19 protein-coding genes are annotated in these 18,760 nt (G+C 38.9%); 13 read left to right on the forward strand and 6 right to left on the reverse strand.

The annotated features are described in order from the left end of the window. The first annotated feature begins 2 nt into the window (after nucleotides 1-2). A complete protein-coding gene (thiI, locus tag FLK20_RS14620) occupies nucleotides 3-1,205 on the forward strand; it encodes a tRNA uracil 4-sulfurtransferase ThiI (RefSeq protein ID WP_152657335.1) in 1,203 nt (400 codons plus the stop codon). A gap of 90 nt (nucleotides 1,206-1,295) precedes the next feature. Continuing rightward, nucleotides 1,296-1,493: an alpha/beta-type small acid-soluble spore protein gene (locus FLK20_RS14625; RefSeq protein WP_040979745.1), complete on the forward strand. Its 198-nt coding sequence runs from the start codon at nucleotides 1,296-1,298 to the stop codon at nucleotides 1,491-1,493. A gap of 122 nt (nucleotides 1,494-1,615) precedes the next feature. Here FLK20_RS14625 and FLK20_RS14630 read toward each other — a convergent pair whose 3' ends face one another. Beyond that, nucleotides 1,616-2,413 carry an NAD kinase gene (locus FLK20_RS14630; RefSeq protein WP_152657336.1) on the reverse strand — a complete coding sequence of 266 codons (798 nt, stop codon included), beginning with the start codon at nucleotides 2,411-2,413 and terminating at the stop codon, nucleotides 1,616-1,618. A 423-nt stretch (nucleotides 2,414-2,836) separates the two neighbouring features. Here FLK20_RS14630 and FLK20_RS14635 point away from each other — a divergent pair, with 423 nt between their 5' ends. From FLK20_RS14635 to FLK20_RS14655, 5 genes are all read left to right on the forward strand, one after another. After that, entirely contained in the window at nucleotides 2,837-3,379 is a 543-nt protein-coding gene (locus FLK20_RS14635; RefSeq protein ID WP_152657337.1) for a DUF2953 domain-containing protein, read from the forward strand. A 16-nt stretch (nucleotides 3,380-3,395) separates the two neighbouring features. Continuing rightward, nucleotides 3,396-3,917 carry a GerW family sporulation protein gene (gene ytfJ, locus FLK20_RS14640; protein WP_152657338.1) on the forward strand — a complete coding sequence of 174 codons (522 nt, stop codon included), beginning with the start codon at nucleotides 3,396-3,398 and terminating at the stop codon, nucleotides 3,915-3,917. A 100-nt stretch (nucleotides 3,918-4,017) separates the two neighbouring features. After that, a complete protein-coding gene (gene tpx, locus FLK20_RS14645; protein ID WP_152657339.1) occupies nucleotides 4,018-4,518 on the forward strand; it encodes a thiol peroxidase in 501 nt (166 codons plus the stop codon). Between the two features lie 241 nt (nucleotides 4,519-4,759). Further along, complete coding sequence (locus FLK20_RS14650) at nucleotides 4,760-5,752, forward strand: class I SAM-dependent methyltransferase (RefSeq protein WP_152657340.1); 993 nt, start codon at nucleotides 4,760-4,762, stop codon at nucleotides 5,750-5,752. Between the two features lie 21 nt (nucleotides 5,753-5,773). Beyond that, complete coding sequence (locus tag FLK20_RS14655) at nucleotides 5,774-6,958, forward strand: acetate kinase (RefSeq protein WP_152657341.1); 1,185 nt, start codon at nucleotides 5,774-5,776, stop codon at nucleotides 6,956-6,958. A 430-nt stretch (nucleotides 6,959-7,388) separates the two neighbouring features. Here the strand turns inward: FLK20_RS14655 and FLK20_RS14660 are convergent, their stop codons facing one another. Together FLK20_RS14660 and FLK20_RS14665 are read right to left on the reverse strand one after the other, a co-directional pair. Beyond that, on the reverse strand, nucleotides 7,389-7,817 hold the full coding sequence (locus FLK20_RS14660) for a universal stress protein (protein WP_152657342.1): 429 nt from the start codon (nucleotides 7,815-7,817) through the stop codon (nucleotides 7,389-7,391). A 226-nt stretch (nucleotides 7,818-8,043) separates the two neighbouring features. Continuing rightward, nucleotides 8,044-9,141: a M24 family metallopeptidase gene (locus tag FLK20_RS14665; protein WP_152657343.1), complete on the reverse strand. Its 1,098-nt coding sequence runs from the start codon at nucleotides 9,139-9,141 to the stop codon at nucleotides 8,044-8,046. A gap of 180 nt (nucleotides 9,142-9,321) precedes the next feature. On the opposite strand from FLK20_RS14665, the gene FLK20_RS14670 reads away from it, so the two are divergent. From FLK20_RS14670 to FLK20_RS14685, 4 genes are all read left to right on the forward strand, one after another. Continuing rightward, complete coding sequence (locus FLK20_RS14670; RefSeq protein WP_152657344.1) at nucleotides 9,322-9,987, forward strand: PspA/IM30 family protein; 666 nt, start codon at nucleotides 9,322-9,324, stop codon at nucleotides 9,985-9,987. A gap of 91 nt (nucleotides 9,988-10,078) precedes the next feature. Then, complete coding sequence (locus tag FLK20_RS14675) at nucleotides 10,079-10,771, forward strand: metal-dependent hydrolase (protein WP_152657345.1); 693 nt, start codon at nucleotides 10,079-10,081, stop codon at nucleotides 10,769-10,771. 193 nt (nucleotides 10,772-10,964) lie between these two features. Next, nucleotides 10,965-11,192 (forward strand): hypothetical protein, encoded by a 228-nt coding sequence (locus FLK20_RS14680; RefSeq protein ID WP_152657346.1) that lies wholly within the window; start codon nucleotides 10,965-10,967, stop codon nucleotides 11,190-11,192. Between the two features lie 72 nt (nucleotides 11,193-11,264). Further along, nucleotides 11,265-12,572: a DRTGG domain-containing protein gene (locus FLK20_RS14685; protein ID WP_152657347.1), complete on the forward strand. Its 1,308-nt coding sequence runs from the start codon at nucleotides 11,265-11,267 to the stop codon at nucleotides 12,570-12,572. 138 nt (nucleotides 12,573-12,710) lie between these two features. Here FLK20_RS14685 and FLK20_RS14690 read toward each other — a convergent pair whose 3' ends face one another. Beyond that, complete coding sequence (locus tag FLK20_RS14690; protein ID WP_152657348.1) at nucleotides 12,711-13,004, reverse strand: YtpI family protein; 294 nt, start codon at nucleotides 13,002-13,004, stop codon at nucleotides 12,711-12,713. A gap of 109 nt (nucleotides 13,005-13,113) precedes the next feature. Between FLK20_RS14690 and FLK20_RS14695 the strand changes: the two genes are divergently transcribed. Beyond that, a complete protein-coding gene (locus FLK20_RS14695; RefSeq protein ID WP_152657349.1) occupies nucleotides 13,114-14,067 on the forward strand; it encodes a DHH family phosphoesterase in 954 nt (317 codons plus the stop codon). 130 nt (nucleotides 14,068-14,197) lie between these two features. On the opposite strand, the gene ytrI is transcribed toward FLK20_RS14695, so the two are convergent. Continuing rightward, a complete protein-coding gene (gene ytrI, locus FLK20_RS14700) occupies nucleotides 14,198-14,701 on the reverse strand; it encodes a sporulation membrane protein YtrI (protein ID WP_152657350.1) in 504 nt (167 codons plus the stop codon). Beyond that, entirely contained in the window at nucleotides 14,701-15,033 is a 333-nt protein-coding gene (gene ytrH / locus FLK20_RS14705) for a sporulation membrane protein YtrH (protein ID WP_077600988.1), read from the reverse strand. The genes ytrI and ytrH overlap by 1 nt, the downstream gene beginning before the upstream one ends. Before the next feature lie 282 nt (nucleotides 15,034-15,315). On the opposite strand from ytrH, the gene dnaE reads away from it, so the two are divergent. Further along, nucleotides 15,316-18,633, forward strand: a complete 3,318-nt coding sequence (gene dnaE, locus FLK20_RS14710; RefSeq protein ID WP_152657351.1) for a DNA polymerase III subunit alpha — start codon at nucleotides 15,316-15,318, stop codon at nucleotides 18,631-18,633. Nucleotides 18,634-18,760: the final 127 nt, after the last annotated feature.

Here is an 18,760-nt window from a genome sequence, read left to right on the forward strand (position 1 = left end):
ACATGCAATATGATCATATATTAATTCGTTATGGAGAGTTAGCGTTAAAAGGAAAAAATGCGAAACAATTTATTCTGAAGCTTCATGATAATATTCATCAAAAGGTAAAAGATTTTGCTGGTGTAAAGGTCATGCGGACACAAGGAAGAATGTTTGTCTTATTGAATGGCCATGATCCGGAACCGATTGTAGGAAAATTAAGAGATGTTTTTGGCATCCATAGCCTAAGTTTGGCAATCCGTGTAGAGAATGATCTGGAAGAAATGAAGGAAGCTGCTCTTTATGCGCTACAGCAGGAAACGGGTGTCAAAACATTTAAAATGAGCGTCCGCCGTACAAAAAAAGATTTTCCAAAACGATCCGGCGAAATGAATCATATATTAGGCAGTCACTTATTAACGAATACAGAAGGAATAACGGTAGATGTACATCAGCCAGACTTGGAAATTAAAGTAGAAATAAGAAAGGAAGCAACCTATATTACAAGCGGAACGATTATGTGTCGTGGAGGTTTGCCTGTTGGGACCTCCGGTAAGTCGCTGCTGTTGCTTTCCGGTGGTATTGACAGCCCCGTTGCAGGATTTTTAGCAATGAAAAGAGGTGTGCATTTAGAAGCTATTCATTTTCATTCTCCGCCTTTTACAAGTGATCGAGCCAGACAGAAGGTATTGGATTTAGCGAAGCAGCTGACAAAATACGGGAAATCAATCAAAGTACATGTTGTCCCGTTCACAAAATTACAGCAAGAAATTTTTAGAGAAATGCCAAATGATTATGCGATGACGATTATGCGCCGTGTCATGTTCCGTGTCAGTGAACAGCTTTGTAAGCGGGAAGGCATCCTATCTCTGGCTACCGGTGAGAACCTGGGACAGGTAGCAAGTCAAACAATGGAAAGTATGCATACGATCAATGAAGTAACCAATTATCCAATTATCCGTCCTTTAATCGCAATGGATAAGGATGAGGTTATTCAGATTGCGCAGGACATCGGAACGTATGAGACATCAATTTTACCGTATGAAGATTGCTGTACGATTTTTGTACCGAAATCTCCAAAAACAAAACCGAAGCGGGATAAAGTGCATTTTTATGAATCAAAATACGACTTCACACCGTCTATTAAAGAAGCAATCGAAGGTATCGAGACAATAAAGGTAACTGAAAAAACTTTGTTCAATCAGGATTTTACAGATCTTTTCTAATATAATATATAAAGAAAAAATTACCATTAAAAAATGTACATGTTTTCAGCTTGCTTGGCGCATTCTATAAGTACCAAGGAGGTGAACAACATGGCAAACAATAACTCAAATCAATTAGTTGTTCCAGGAGTGCAACAAGCACTTGATCAAATGAAATATGAAATTGCTCAGGAATTTGGTGTTCAACTTGGTCCTGACTCAACTTCTCGTGCTAACGGATCTGTTGGTGGAGAAATTACGAAAAGATTAGTAACAATGGCTGAGCAACAATTTGGTGGAACAAAATAAAAATGAATGGTTGGCTGTCTCTGCATATGTGGAGGCAGCTTTTAATTTAGACTATATGCTGACCTGACTATTAAAACCCGGCAATTTGCTGTTAGATAATTGCCGGGTTTCTGAAAATACGCTTATAAGAAGGTTCGTTGAACACGATTCCAGAATGTATTATTTTTTAATTTTACAGTTTTGACCAGCGTTTCATCCATTTCAATATCTACATGGTGAATACGCTGTACAGGCCATGCTTCATTATCGAGACTGATAATTGGATAATCATTGCCGTCTTGAATAACCTCCAGCTGCAGCTTCCTTTCCTGACTCAGAATAAAAGAAGACCCAAGTGTACGATAACTATTGTTATTTAAAGAAGCTACCTCAGAAACCTGGAAGCTTGATAGTAATGGATCTATAACTGCTCCATGTGCTGATTTGGAGTAGCCTGTGCTTCCGGTAGGAGTGGATACAACCATACCATCCCCGCGAAATGTTTCAAAGTGTTCATCGTCTATTTTGACATCGATAACAATCGTTTTAATAATGCTGGAGCGCAGGGACACCTCGTTTAAGCAATAAAACGGGTTTTCTCCATCAACGCGTACTTTGATTGTTGGGAAACGGCGTACTTCAATTTTGTTATTTGAAACGGCATCAATCATTTCTTCAAATCTGGTTATACTAAAATCACAGTATAGCCCAATTTGTTCATCATCTGTAATGCCTGTATAGATACAGTCCTGACGGAACCCGGTTTGGCGTACTGCCTGCAAAAAGGTACCATCTCCACCAAAACTGACAATAATGGATGCATTTTTAGCAGTATTAACGACATGTAAACCATTCTGCTCCGCAAGCGACTTTAAGTAATCTGTTTTTTCGCCTTCCTGCCGTGGGTGATAAAAAAAGAAAATGTTATTACGATTTTGCATACGATAACCTCCAAACAAAATATTGTGGCGCTGTACTTTTCTATCGGGCTTCCTGCATCTAGGATAGTGGTGCAATGCTGTTAGACAGGGCATGTATATCGCGCTTTTATTTCAAAAAAGAAACTGGGGGGCGCGAGCCCTTAAAGATAAGATTGTACCTGCTTTCATCATAACATTTTCTAAGCGGTATTTCTCTTTAAAATATGAATGAATACTCCAGCCATTCTTTTTTTTACTGAAATTTGAAGCAGGCTTCCAACCTATCGAACATGGATGAACGTTTCACGTTAGCGGAGTTGACATACCCAACCCTTCTATCCGCTTATGCTTATTTCTGTGCCTTTAAGAGTCTTCCCGCTTCATTATGCTGGATAGTGCAGTGGTATAGAAAAAATAATATTTAATCGTTCAGGAGCGCTGATTATGAATAGCTTATACATTTTGTTGATTTTTATTGCTGTAAGTATTTTGATTTCCGTATTTATCCTGCAAAGCAAATGGATTGTTAAAATTAATTATCAATTTCCAGAAAGAAATGATTTACAGATTTCTGTCTTTTTTTATAAATGGTGTGTGTTAAGACAAAAAAAAGTCCGGATATCAAGTCAAACAGAAGTAGAGAAAGGGTACCTTCATTTTCTTAAGCTGCTGCAACAGAAAAGACTGCATTTATCAAAAGAGTTGCGATTTCCATTCTTGTTAAAGGAAATGAAGATCCTTGAGTTCAAATGGTGGACCAAAGGAGGGACAGGAAATGCTTTTACTACATCTGTTGCCAACGGGACGGTTTGGGCAGTGAAAGGCTGGTTAGTAAGCTATCTTTCCAGGCACCTTCAGTTCTTAGTGAATCCGCAAATTCATGTTCAGCCGGATTTTCAGAACAGCAGTTTACAGACCAGGTTTTCATGTATGATTTCCTTTCGCTTAGGAAAAACTATTCTGGGAATCATGCGCGACTTGAAATAAATGAGGAGGTAAAAAAATGACAGAACATCCGATAGAAGGTCTAATGTCCAGTGCAATGAAAAGTATACAAAAGATGGTAGAAGTAAATACGATTATTGGTGACCCCTTAAAAGCTCCTGATGGAACAGTAATTATTCCCGTTTCAAAGGTTGGGTTTGGTTTTGCAGCTGGCGGCAGTGAATTTATGCCGGCAGAATTAAAGTCTAATGATTTTGAAGAGCATGAAATTCCGTTTGGCGGCGGTAGTGGAGGGGGAGTCTCTATCACACCTGTTGCTTTCCTTGTATTGAAAGAAGGAAATATGGAGTTAGTGCATATGGATCAGCATACGCACCTGTATGAAAAAATAATTGATTTACTGCCAGAAATGCTTCGGCGGACAAGTAAGCCAAATAAAGGAAAAGATGAAAGAAGCAGAATAGAGCAAAAGCAACGTAACAATAATAAGGATGAGAAGGAGGAAGAAAAAACTTCTCACAAAGCGTCTGAAAAGGACAAGGGAGAATTAGAATCAATTCTTACACGTTTTGAAATATAGATTGCTGTACAATAGCAATAGCTATGATTGGACAGTTTATGTAACAAGCCCCATAATAGAAATTGAATTAAAATTATAAAGATGGGGGAGGAAAAATCTCATGCCAAAACAAGTTACATTTAAACAAGAGCCTGTCACCTTATTAGGAGAAGAGCAAAAAGTAGGAAATAATGCTCCAGACTTTACTGTACTTGCAAATGATCTATCTGAGAAAACGCTTGCTGATTATGCCGGAAAGGTTAAATTAATCAGTGTTGTTCCTTCTGTTGATACAGGAGTATGTGCGGAGCAGACACGCCGTTTTAATGAAGAAGCTGCTAATCTGGATAACACAGTTGTTTTAACAGTTAGTATGGATTTGCCATTTGCTCAAGGACGCTGGTGTGGTGCAAATGGAATTGAGAACGTTGTAACATTATCTGATCACCGCTTGGCTGACTTTGGTAAAAATTATGGGGTATTAATTGAAGAACTCCGTCTATTATCCAGATCAATCTTTGTTGTAAATGAAAATAATGAAATTACTTACGTAGAATATGTACCAGAAGTTACAAACCATCCAGATTACGATGCTGTATTAGAGCATTTAAAAACAAAATAATAATAAAAAAGGCATGATTCCGCGTTTGAGTCATGCTTTTTTTAAATGAGCAGCTGCTTAAATTAATTACATATAAAAATAGCTCATCTTATGAGCGAGTAATCGTAACTCTAACTAAGGCAATCCTGCGCCTTTTATGCTTGGTTTTGGAAGTTTTCTTTAGAAATAATGAAATTTCTTTTACATCTGGTATAAGTATTGTTAAAATAGAATGTTGTCAGCTTGGATAGGAGGGCATGCTATGGAGCAATCAAATGTCGAGAAATTATATAAATGTATAGATAACATAACAGAAATGATTCAAAGCGCAAAAAACGAAACCTATCTGGAAAGCTTGGTTTTATCATTAAATATCCTTTTAGATGGTGGAAGACAGGATGAGCTGGACGATGTTACCAGACACAAGGTTATCGAAGCGATTCAGACTGTTAACGAAGAAGTGTTTGATGCAGAACCTTACCGCAAAGCAGTAAGTCTTGCCATTTTAAAAGCAATGAAGGGAGCATCACAGCAGCAGCATTTACTGACTCCTGATACGGTTAGTTTTTTAATCAGTTACTTGATGAATAAATTGATTGATAGCAAGAGACAGATAAGTATATTTGACCCGGCCAGCGGCACAGCTAACCTGCTTACCACTGTGTTAAATCAAATGGAGAATCCTTTTAAAGCATATGCTTCAGAAGTTGATCCAACATTGATAGAGCTTGCCGTATTAAATGCTAATTTGCAGAGAAGAGAAATTAGCTTCTATCATCAGGACAGCTTAAGACCTTTTCTGATAGAGCCTGTAGATGTTGTTGTCACAGATCTTCCAGTCGGATATTACCCGGATGATGCGACTGCGGCAGAATATCAATTAAAAGCGGATGAAGGGCATTCTTACGCACATCATTTATTTATCGAGCAGAGTTTGAAATATTTAAAAGATGGCGGATTCTTTATCGGCGTTATTCCGGAATTTTTATTTGATAGTGATCAATCGGACAAGTTATATGCATTTTTACAAGAAACAGCTCATATTGTTGGGGTCATCCGATTACCGGAAACATTTTTTAAATCAAAAAATCAGGCCAAAAGTGTATTAGTCCTCCAGAAAAAAGGGGACGGTACTAAAGAACCGAAACAACCATTGCTTGTACAGCTGCCTTCATTTAAGAATGCTCAAGCGATGGCAGATATCATCAAACAGGTCAATCTGTGGTTTACAACCTATCCAAATAGGATTAAATGAGAGTATAGGAGTGAAATGAAAATGAGTAATGTATTAGCAATTAATGCGGGAAGTTCATCCTTGAAATTTCAGCTTATTAAAATGCCGGAAGAAGAAGTTGCTGCAATTGGTCTGGTAGAACGAATTGGCATGCCGGAATCTATTTTCAAAATTGAAACGGGCGGCAAAGAGGATAAGACAGTAACAGATATTCCGGATCATAGTGTTGCAGTAAAAATGCTATTAGATGCTTTGATTTCTACAGGAATTATTCAATCATTTGATGAAATTGATGCCGTTGGACATCGTGTTGTTCATGGAGGGGAATACTTTACTGATTCTGTTTTATTGGATGACGAAGCGATTCAAAAAATTGAAGAAGTATCTGAATTAGCACCTTTGCATAATCCGGCTAACTTAACAGGAATTCGTGCTTTCAAAGAAATTCTGCCTCATGTTCCGATGGTAGCTGTGTTTGATACAGCATTCCATCAGTCCATGCCGGAAGCATCTTATCTTTACAGCCTGCCGAGAAATTATTATGAAGATTATGGTATCCGTAAATATGGTTTCCATGGTACTTCTCATAAATATGTTTCCGAACGGGCGGCAGAACTTTTGGGCAGACCGTTAGAAAGTCTCCGATTAATATCCTGCCATATTGGTAATGGTGCTAGTGTTACAGCAATTAAAGATGGTAAATCGATGGATACTTCTATGGGCTTTACACCACTTGCAGGGGTGACAATGGGGACAAGGTCCGGGAATATTGATCCGGCATTAATTCCTTATATTATGCAATGTACGGGTAAAACAGTAGATGAAGTGCTTCATGTTTTAAATAAAGAAAGTGGAATGCTGGCACTTTCCGGGTTCTCCAGTGACTTACGTGATATTGAAGATGCGGCAGATACAAACTCCCGGGCCGAGCTGGCTTTAGATGTGTTTGCTGGAAGAATTCATAAATATATAGGATCCTATGCTGCGAAAATGAATGGTGTGGATGCTATTATTTTTACAGCTGGTATTGGAGAAAACAGTATTACTATCCGTGAAAAAATTCTAAAAGGATTGGAATTCATGGGTATTTATTGGGACCAAAAGCTAAATGAAGTGCGTGGAAAAGAACAGTTCATCAACTACCCGCACTCTCCGGTAAAAGTAATGGTCATCCCGACGAATGAAGAGGTGATGATTGCGCGTGATACACTGCGGTTAAGTAAATAAAGGTTGATACAACAAGGTTTATAGCTTCAGGGAATATCATTAGGACCTATGTTACTCAGTTACTAACAATCATTAAAATAGGCTTTTTTCTATGCGAAACTTGTATAGAAAGAGGTCTTTTTTACTGAGAACAAAGCGCTGCCAAGGCAATCCGCATTTTTCGGACATACTTGCGCAGACCTTCTTTAGATAAAATCTGATCCGATAAATTTATAGAGATTTCTATTTTCGACTGTCTATATGAATGGACACCTGGGACCGAGAAACAAAATTGCGGTGCTGTTGAGAAATAGCATAGTGAGACATGCAGCTTGAATAAGTAATTAATAATTTTTAGGAAGTAATCGGAACTTGAAGTATAATAGAAAGAATATTACATTTTCCATCCCTTACGAGGAATCTCCCAAGGGATGGATGAAAGTTCAATAAATTAACGAATGACAAGCACATCACAGCTGGCATATCTTGTAATACTTTCGGAGACGCTGCCAATTAAGAAACGCTCGACCGCATTCATACCAGTTGCACCACAAATGATTAAATCTGCATCAAAATTACCAGCTATTTCTTTTGCGATTTTTACTTTAGGAGAGCCATACTCAATACAGCGGACAATATCTGTTAATCCAGCTGCTTCAGCTTGCTTTACATAATCATCTAACAATTCTTTGGCATACGTCTCTGCTCTTTCCGATAAAGAGCGGTCGTATGCTTCAGCTGTTGAAAAATTACGAGAGTCCACCACGTGAGCAAGAATCAATCGGGCTGTATTTCTTTTTGCGATATCGAGTGACTTACTAAAAGCCTTCTCAGCTGCTTTAGATCCATCTACTGCGACAACAATATGTTTATATTCCATGATTTATCTCCCCTTTCTATTTTATTATATACCTGTTTTGAAAGCGTTACAAACCTGTATTGCTAAATAACATAAAATTTCGGAAAATAGTTAAATAATAATGGACTGATTCTCTCGGAAATTATTTGACAGCAATGCTGATCATGGTTCAGCCGAACGGATAAAAAAACCCCGGTTTAATAGAAACTGGGGTTTTAGAATGGTTTATTTAGAATAAATAGGTACTTTAAGAAATAGTTTGTAATGTTTTTGGATATTTTGTCAATTCTAATGGCATGTAATTGGTTGTGAACAGCATATCCTCAATTCTTACTCCGCCAACATTTGGCACATAAACACCTGGTTCAATTGTAAAACACATCCCTGGCTCAATAGGCAATGTATTTTCGCTATGCATGGAAGGATATTCATGTGTTTCGATTCCTAAACCGTGTCCAAGCCGGTGAGTAAAATATTCACCGTACCCTTGCTCTGTAATATAATTTCTTGCTATTTTATCAAGCTCACCAACTGCTGTGCCGGCCTTACTTGCATCAATTGCTCTTTCTTGTGCTTCCAGTACAGTATCGTATATTTGTTTCTGCTCATCCGTAATATGACCAAAAGCAACTGTCCGGGTAATATCCGAGCAATAGCCTTGATAAATAACACCCAAGTCAAAAAGAACGAAATTGTTTTTCTCTAATGGTGTTTTATCAGGAGTTCCATGAGGAGAGGCTGTTTTTGCACCGAACAGTGCCATGGTTTGAAAGGACATCTCACGAATTCCCTGTTTTTTTAAGGTATGCTCAATCGCAGCAACCACCTCTAATTCAGAAACGCCTTCTTTTAAAGCCTCTACTCCTGTTTTAACGCCTAAATCCGCTAATTCTGCAGCAGTTTTTAAATAATCATGCTCTTTTTTAGATTTAATTAAACGCAGATTTTGAATGGCTGGTGTTGCATCTGTATATGCAGCATCCGGAAAGATTTCTTGCATCTGATTATAACGATGGACGGTCAGGTGGTCTTTTTCCACTGCCATGACAGCAGGTTCTTTTTCATGTTGTTTTAAGAAAGCTTGTAAGGAATGCCAAGGATTTTCATGATCATAATAACCTACAATGAAATGCTTCCAGCCGGCATTTCTTGCATCCTCCTCCTCCATTTTCGGCAGCAGAAAGATAGGATCGATGCCGTCCATAACAACAATTCCAATTACTCTTTCATGCGGGTCTGTATAGTACCCGCTTAAATAATATACATTTGCTTTGGAGCTGATAAAACAACTGTCTGCTTGCTGTTTTTTGAGCTCGGCAAATAAATTATTAATTCTGTCTGACATTATTTTTGCCTCCTAGTTGATTCATATAGCTGTTTTTCCACGTGAATAGTACTCTTTAAAAAATTATAGCAGATCGTAAGAAAAAAACCGATAAAAATGAAACTTTTTGCGAAATCAACCGTATTTCATACTGTACACGAACCGTACATTACTATTACTTATTCTAAAAGGAGGATTTGTATGTTTCAATTTTTTAACCGAATGAAAACAATTGTCAGTTCAGAACTGAATGCAATGATCGATAAGGCGGAAGATCCTGTCAAAATGTTAGAACAGTATTTGAGAGATATGGGCAAGGATATTGAAGAGGTCGAAGCTGCTGTAGCAAAGCAAATGGCAAATGAGAAAATGCTGAAACGCAAAGCAAACGATGCGAAGGCTATGGTGGAAAAACGTCAGGAACAAGCTGAAAAAGCAGTAGAAGCAGATAATGATGAATTAGCAAGAAAAGCTTTGGAGGATAAAAAGCAGCAGGAAAAAACGTATGATTCTCTGCAAGCTTCCTGGGTACGTGCGGATGAAGATGTAAGAATCCTTAAAGAAAAATTATCTGAAATGAAAAAAGAATATCAGGAAATGAAATTGAAGAAGGATTCTTTGAAAGCCCGTGCAGAATCTGCCAAAACAAGAACAAAAATGAACCGTACCATGTCTTCTATCGGCAGTGATCAATCCCGTCAAGGTTTTGAGAGAATGGAAGAAAAAGTGCTTCAATATGAAGCGGAAGCAGAAACCTCAGAAGACTTAAGTGAGAGTGCCCGTACGCTGGATGATGAATTTAAAGTGCTTGAGGATAATGGTGTGGATGATGAATTAGCTGCCTTAAAAAAGAAATTAAATAAATAATTTTAAAAAAAGGTGCATACGAACCGCTGATAACGGGAAGACACAGTATAAAATCAAATAATAATCCAACTAGTCAAAGGAGAGATTTTTTGTGAAAGTATCTTTTCATGGACATTCTGTAATAAAAGTAGACACTGGAACACATCGCATTATTATTGACCCGTTTATCAATGGAAATGAAGCCTGTGATTTAGATCCAGGTACAGAGAAGGTCGATGTTATTCTGCTGACACATGGTCATAATGATCATGTCGGAGATACAGTGGAAATAGCTAAGAATAATGATGCTTTAGTTGTAGCAACAGCAGAGCTTGCAGATTATTTTGCCTCAAAGGGTTTGAATACACATCCAATGCATATTGGAGGCTCCCGCGAATTTGACTTTGGAAAAGTACAATTTACGCAAGCTTTTCACGGTTCATCCTATAAAGAAGAGGATGGGACAGTGATTTATGGCGGTATGCCCGGTGGAATACTTCTCACGGTGAATGGCAAGACAATTTATCACTTGGGAGATACTGCGTTGTTTACGGATTTGAAAATGTACGGTGAATTAAATGATATTGATATTGCCTTTATTCCAATCGGCGATAACTTTACAATGGGACCAGGTGATGCGCTTCTGGCGGCTGAATGGGTAAATGCCAGGAAGGTTGTTCCTGTTCACTATAATACCTTCCCGCCAATTGTGCAGGATCCGGAGGCCTGGGCAGCCAAAGTGAAGGCCGGCAATGCTCATGTCATGCAGGTTGGAGAAACAATTGATTTATCATCGCATGAATGACTGCAATTTCCCTCGTGAAGATAGAAAAACGTGTTGATACAGATTGGGAAAAATCGGTCACTTTATCTCCTGGTTGAATGGTATCTTTTTTAAAGAATATGCAGCAGAAAACCACAGAGACCCAAGCTCTGTGGTTTTCTGCTGCATAGAAATAAACCTCTCTCATACACTTATAAAGAGGGGGGAGGCAGCTGTGAAAACAAATATTATTTTAAGACTGTTATTAGTTTGTTTTTTCATTTACATTGCGTGGCCAATGGTTCCGCAATCTTCCAGCTCTTTGGAATTTTTATTTTGGGGATGCTGGTTATTATTTGCGTTTGTATTTATCGGTGCAAATCTTGCAACACTATTGAAAATGTCCAGGCCACCGATTATGGAACAGGAAGGAATAAGTAAGAAGAAACAGCGCAGCCATTGAGTTTCATCTGTATCAATTGTATAATAAGACTAATATGTTTTATATAGTACAGTTGAAAGAAGGTGATGGCAGATGGCAACCAAACATGAACAAATCTTACAGCATATTTTATCATTGCCAGTTGGGAGTAAGATATCTGTCCGTCAAATTGCCAAGGATTTGAATGTTAGTGATGGGACTGCTTATCGGGCAATTAAGGAAGCAGAGAATCAAGGTATTGTCAGTACGATTGAGCGTGTGGGGACGATCCGGATTGAGAAGAAAAAGAAAGACAATTTTGAGGAGCTGACCTTTGCTGAGATTGTCAATATTATTGATGGACAAGTGCTTGGCGGCAGGGATGGGCTGCATAAAACGCTCAGTAAATTTGTCATAGGAGCAATGCAATTAAATGACATGGTGCGCTACACTCAAGCTAATTCATTACTGATTGTCGGAAATCGGCTGGAGGTTCATAAGTTTGCGTTAGAAGCCGGGGCAGCTGTTCTGATTACTGGAGGATTTGATACAGACGATTCTGTTAAGCAGCTGGCGAATGAAAAAAAATTGCCGATTATTTCTACAAGTTATGATACTTTTACAGTGGCGGCAATGATTAACCGGGCAATTTATGATCAATTGATTAAGAAAGAAATTGTATTTGTCGGGGATATTTCAACCCCGTTTGAATCTTCTTATTATTTAACGACAAAACAGCAGGTGAAGGATTGGTATATTAATAATGAGGTGTCCACACATACACGGTTTCCAGTAGTAGATGACCGTATGAAAGTAGTGGGGATGGTTTCTTCTCGTGATATTGTCGGAAAAGATCAGAGTACATTTATTGATCGGATCATGAGCCGCAAGCCTTTAGTTGTTCAAGAAAAAACATCCTTAGCCTCTGTTGCACATATGATGGTTTGGGAGGGAATTGAGCTTGTTCCGGTAGTGGATGGTTCTCAAGTATTAAGAGGTGTTGTTTCCAGACAAGATGTATTAAAAGCAATGCAGCAAATTCAAAGGCAGCCTCAGGTCGGAGAGACAATTGAAGATATTGTTGCTAATAATATGTCACAAAACCCGGATGAGAATGGCTTATTTGAAGCCCATGTTATACCGCAAATGACAAATCATCTGGGAACATTATCACATGGTGTCTTTACTGCTTTAATTACAGAAGCATGTGAAAAAATGATGAAAATAGAGAAGAAGGCAGAAATCTCCATTGAGAATATTACGGTTTATTTCAGTAAGCCGGTACCTATCGATAGTATATTGCATATAAAACCGATACTGCTTGATATCGGGCGTCTGTATGCAAAAATAGATGTAGAAGTGATGCATGGACAAACTACTGTTGGACGGTCATTGATTATGGCTCAGCTGATTAATCGATAATCATGTTACGGTTTTGAGGCGATAAAAAACAACTGGAATCCTTACTTTTTCCAGTTGTTTTTAAGTTAGCGTCATTTTTGCTTGAACAGCCTTATGGATTCTGAGTATGTCTGAAAGACCGGGCCATTATACTTTGGCTTATTGTGGATGTAGTCTTCGCCACTCTTTTTGGTAATGACGGGCTTCTTTAAAGCCGCGGATCAGCTGCATTAATCCCAAAACAAAAATAACAAGACCAATCAGCAGACTGAGCTGCGTCAGATAAAGTGTATATTGATTAATGGCAAAGGCAATCAAAAATGCTCCCAGGCAGGATTTTGCTCGCCCATTGTAATATTTTTGAGTTAATGTGCTTTTCTCTTTTAGGATTGCTACTTTATAATAGATATAAAAGACAGCTGAAACTATAATTATGATAGGGAAGATAACCATTTAAACGCTCCTAATTACATATTGTTAAATTCTAAATTCATTGTACCGTTTTTTTAGTAATTAATCTAGAGAAATTGATGGTTATATCATATACCAGAAGGAGATTATCATGAAAATCACAAAAATTATTGAAGCGATTGAAAAAAATCCGAAAATCATCATCCATCGACATGTACGCCCTGATCCAGACGCAATTGGGTCACAGGGAGGTCTAAAGGCATTAATTAAGCATTCTTTCCCGGAGAAGGAGGTTTATGCTGTAGGGGAGGATGTTCTGTCCTTAGCTTTTTTAGCGAAGATGGATCAAGTACCGGATGATGCTTACAGGGAAAGCCTCGTGATTGTCTGTGACACGGCAAATCAACCGCGAATTGATGATGAGCGTTATCGTACAGGAAATCAGCTAATAAAAATTGATCATCATCCAATTACAGACTCTTATGGAGATATTGAATGGGTCTCAACAGAGTCCAGCTCCACTTCAGAGATGATTGTCGAGCTTGCAATGGAGGCAAAGTCACGTGGTTGGGCGCTAAATAAGGAAGCAGCCCGTCTATTATATGCAGGAATTGTCGGAGATACAGGCAGATTTAAGTTTCCGAGTACAACGGTTAAAACATTTCAGTATGCCGGTGAATTAGTTCGTTATGATTTTGACCGGACAGCTCTGTATGATGCATTATATCAGGCAGAAGAAAAGGTATTACGATTAAACGGACATATTTTACAGCATTTTCAGCTGTCGGAGAATGGGCTGTGTGTCATTAAATTATCTGCTGAGCTGTTGAAGGAATTTAATGTTACTGTAGAAGAAACAAATCAGCTTGTTCAGGTTGTAGCAGATGTGAAAGGAATCAAGGTATGGATGTTCCTGATTGAAGAAGCCGATCAAATTCGTGTGCGTATCCGTTCAAAAGGGGCAGTTATTAATCAAATTGCAAGAAAATATAATGGCGGTGGACATCCTTTAGCTTCTGGTGCAACCGTATATACATGGGACGAAGCGAAGGATTTAGAGGCGGATTTAGAAAAAGTATGTAAGGAATACGTTGAAGGCAGTTGACAATTAAAGATTATGTACGCTTAGGCTGTCGTGCTAAAGATAAGGTGAAAAACAATCTATCTGCACAGTGACAGCCTCAGCGATTCTCCCCGATACCTTCTTGAAACGGATACCATCTCAAATTCACATACTATCTTACCGAATCAGGCAGGACTACTATTTTTAAATTTGGCCCAAATGCAATTTGCCTTACAGTGAAATAGTAGCTCATACTGTCAAGGGTGAATGCTTTATTTTCAATCGTTGAGATGAGCAGCTCATCAGATTGTGATATAAGCTCTACTTCTTCACCGATAACATGATCAATCTCATCACGGATTAAAGCACGCAGCTGATCCTGCATTAATAAGTCTATTCTCATTGAATCCGGGTCCTCTATCTCCACGGTGATTCTTGAGATGGTGAGCGGTTGTTTGGACTGCTCGCTCAAATCTTCTTTATCCTTTAGCAGTGTTTGATTCGTATGCTCCAAATCGGTTACTTCATTAGACAGTTCTATATTTTCTTTTAACACTTCTTCATACATTGTTCCATACATATATGTGAACACCATATAGGAAATAATGCTGCCAAAAAAGAAACCGACAAAAATGAGCTGCCAGCTTGTTTTTTTATGATAGGGCGGAATATGCATCAGGGAACATCTCCTTGTGAAAACCATTGGATAATAATCAGGCCGACCTTTACACCGCCCATTGCAGATAAAATTAATAATATTTGTTTTACTAAATCCATTGGTGTGCCATCGAACAGACCTCTTTCAAAATTGGCAATGGCATCAAAGGTACCGCCAATTGCAGCGACAATTCCCCATATTCTTAAGCGTTCTGCAATCCGGTTCATCGAGGTCAAAGCGGCATCTCCTGTTGCAAAATCCCCAATACTCCCGATAATGGAGCCCCCGATAATAACTCCTAATGCAATGAAAAAGCAGTGAATAAATGCAGCAAAAAATCGTTCTTCCATACAGACACTCCTCGCATGATAGCTTGTCTTATAGGCAGCCCTGATGGTCGGAGGGGCTATATTCTATCTTATGAATGAAACAGACGGGATATGAGCAAAACTAAATCAATAGGCACGTATGTACTATCTTGTTATAATGGATACAGAAATGCGTGTTCAAAAAGTACGATGAAAAGGATCGGCCGGCTAAAATGTGATGTCCTTGGGTTGCGATTACTCATCCTCACTGTGACCGTTCTTATTGGACTTTTTGAACTTCCTCTAGAAAGAAGGCGGAGTGGAATGACGTACACACATCTATCAGTAAAAAGTGGCTATAGTTTAATGGAGAGCACCATTTCTATACAAAAGCTTGTACAAAAAGCAAAAAAATTACGTTACCAAAGCTTATGTTTAACAGATCAGGCTGTTCTTTATGGTGCTGTTTCATTCTATAAAGCTTGTATGGATCAGGGGATTAAACCAATTATTGGCATGACTGTTCCTGTGCAAATGGAAGAAAGCGGGTCTGATCATCCATTCATTGTACTTGCCAAAAATAAGGCAGGCTACCGGCAGCTGCTGCGGCTAAGTACCTATTTGCAAACCCATCACATTGATAAATTACCTGTTGAGCAGCTTGGGGAGTATACAGAGGGCGTTATTGGTATACTGTCGGGAGGAACGTTCCTAAAAGACAACCAAGGTTCTGTGAAAGCAGACCCGGGTCGGCTTTTTCAGCAATGGGAAAGGGCAGAAGCGTACTTTCATGCAGGTGACTTTTATGTTGGAATTAATTCAGAATTACATCAGCTTCCATTATGGAAAGAGGCCGATTTTGCTTATGTCGCTATACAGGATGTTCTGTACCTGGATGACCAGGATGTATTAGCCTATGATTGTTTACAGGCAATGCGTTATGGAGAGAAGTGGGCCCCTAAACGAAAGGAATTGCTGCCTCATGGTCATCATTTTACTTCCCGAGAAGAAATGCAGCAATTATTTCACGCTTGGCCAGAACTGCTGGATAAAACAGAAGAGATCGCCAATAAATGCACAACCTATTTACATTTTGATGAACAGCATCTGCCTTCCTTTCCGACACCGGATCAGCTTGATCCGGATACTTATTTGCGGAAGTGCTGTGAAGAAGGGCTGAAGAAGCGCTATACGAACCTTACAGAAGCTCATTGGCAACGGCTGGAGTATGAGCTGAACACCATAATAAGTATGAACTACAGTGATTATTTTTTAATTGTTGCTGATTTTATTCAATTTGCTAAAACAAATCATATCATGGTTGGACCGGGGAGAGGATCATCAGCAGGCTCCATTGTAGCCTATATTTTAGGGATTACAGAGGTCGATCCATTAAAATATAATCTGCTTTTTGAACGATTTTTAAATCCAGAGAGGCTGACCATGCCGGATATTGATGTAGACTTCTCTGATATCAGGCGTGATGAAGTAATTGATTATGTAAGAGATAAATATGGAAGAGAGCATGTTGCGCAGATTATTACTTTTGGAACATTTGCAACACGCTCCATCCTTCGTGAGTTAATGAAAACAATGGATATTCATGAACAGGATACGCGGTATATTTTACAGGAGTTGAAGCAGGCTTCTTCAAAAAGCATCCAGCGGCTGTTACAAGATTCAACAGAATTAGCAGCCTATGTGAAAGCATCGGAAAAATTGAAGCACTTGTTTTCGGTAGCGATCAAACTAGAGGGATTGCCGAGAAATGTATCCACCCATGCAGCCGGTGTTGTGATTAGTGACGAGCCTTTGGTAGCGGATGTTCCTTTAACAGGCGGTACAGGTGAAACGTATTTGACACAGTATGCCATGAATGAGCTGGAAGCAGCAGGGCTGTTAAAAATGGACTTCCTAGGGCTTAGGAATCTGTCGCTAATAGAGAGGGTTTTTAAGGGAATCGCCTATACACATAAAAAGGATTGGACATTTGCTGCTATTCCGGAGCAGGATGAAAAGACTTTTGCCATGTTACGAAAAGGAGAAACCAGCGGCGTCTTTCAATTGGAATCAGAGGGGATGCAAAATGTTCTTAAAGAGCTGCAGCCTTCCTCTTTTGAGGATATTGTAGCGGTTAATGCACTCTATCGGCCGGGTCCAATGGATTTTATTCCTGTATATATCCGGCGTAAATTTAAGCAGGAGCCGGTAACCTATCCGCATCCAGATTTAGAGCCTATTTTGAAATCAACCTATGGCGTCCTTATATATCAGGAGCAGATTATGCAAATTGCCCATCATATTGCTGGATTCAGTCTTGGTGAGGCCGATATTTTAAGAAGGGCTGTAAGCAAGAAGAAAAAAGAAGTGATGCAGCAGCAGGAGGAGGCATTTATCAAAGGATGCTTAGAGAATGGTTACTCTCAAGCTGTGGCAGGAGAGATCTTCAGCTGGATTGTCCGCTTTTCCAATTATGGGTTCCCGAGAAGCCATGCCGTAGCTTATAGTAAAATTTCCTATCAGCTAAGCTTTCTCAAGGCGCATTATCCAGCAGTATTTTTTTCCTGTTTGTTGACGGATGCCAAAAATCAGCCTGAAAAGATGTCCGCTTACCAGGAGGCATTAAAAGAACTTGATATTCAGATACTCCCGCCACATATAAACAGAAGCTATCAGCAATTTACAGTTGAAAAGAAGGCGATACGTACTGGGTTAGCCGCGATCAAGGGAATTAGCTATCAGGCATTGGTTCATATGTTAGAACTTCGAAAAGAAGCCCCTTTTACCAGCTTTTTTGATTTTTGTATGCGGGTTGATATAAAGAAAGTGAACCGGGCTGCTATTAGAAATCTTGTTTTAGCTGGTGCGTTTGATATTTTTCATCATAATCGGGCAAGTCTGATTGCTTCTATTGAACCGGCCCTTGAACAAAAGGAGCTGTTTCAAGGGATGTTTGAAGAATCATCATTATTCCATGAGGCATTGGAATACACAGAAATAGAGGACTATTCGTCGATACAGAAGCTTACCTTTGAAAAGGAATTGATGGGTATCTATATATCGAATCATCCGTTTGAAAGCTTTCGTAGTGTATTACGAGCAAACGGAATTCTTACTTTCAAACAGGCAGAACAGTTTACTGGCAAACGGAAAGAAATCTATACAGTCGGAGTCGTGGAAGAAATAAAAGTAATTCGTACAAAAAGCAAGGAACGGATGGCCTTTTTGATTATATCCGATGAGGATAAAAAGATGGATGCTGTTATCTTTCCGGACTTGTTTCGCCACGTGAGCAATCAGCTTGAAGAAGAGCAAATGGTCTGGATACGTGTTACAGTGGAAGAGAGAAATCAAAAGCTTCAGTTTGTTTTGAAGGATATAGCGGCCTTAGATTTGTCTGAAGTAGGCATACCTGAAACAAAAAAATTATATATACGAATGACAAATCAGGATAAGCGTAGTGTTTTGACCTATTTACAGCAAGTAGCCGATCAACATCCGGGCAAGACACCGGTAATTGTGTATAATCCGGTAAATAAAGAAACCTACCAGCTTGCAAATAACTACTCCCTTCATTTGACGGAAAAAGAAATGAAGCAGCTGAAAAAATATTTTGGTGATGATAATGTGATAGAACGATGACAGCTGACTAAGCTTGGATAAGGTTTTATGCCTTCTTACGCCTTGAAGAAAAATATAATTTGTGGATTTGGAAGAGAAGCCGGTTTTTATGGGAAACCGGCTTCTAAAGCTTAAGAGATTCCAGCAG

This window comes from Oceanobacillus sp. CFH 90083 (assembly GCF_009389585.1).
Classification (GTDB): domain Bacteria; phylum Bacillota; class Bacilli; order Bacillales; family Amphibacillaceae; genus Oceanobacillus.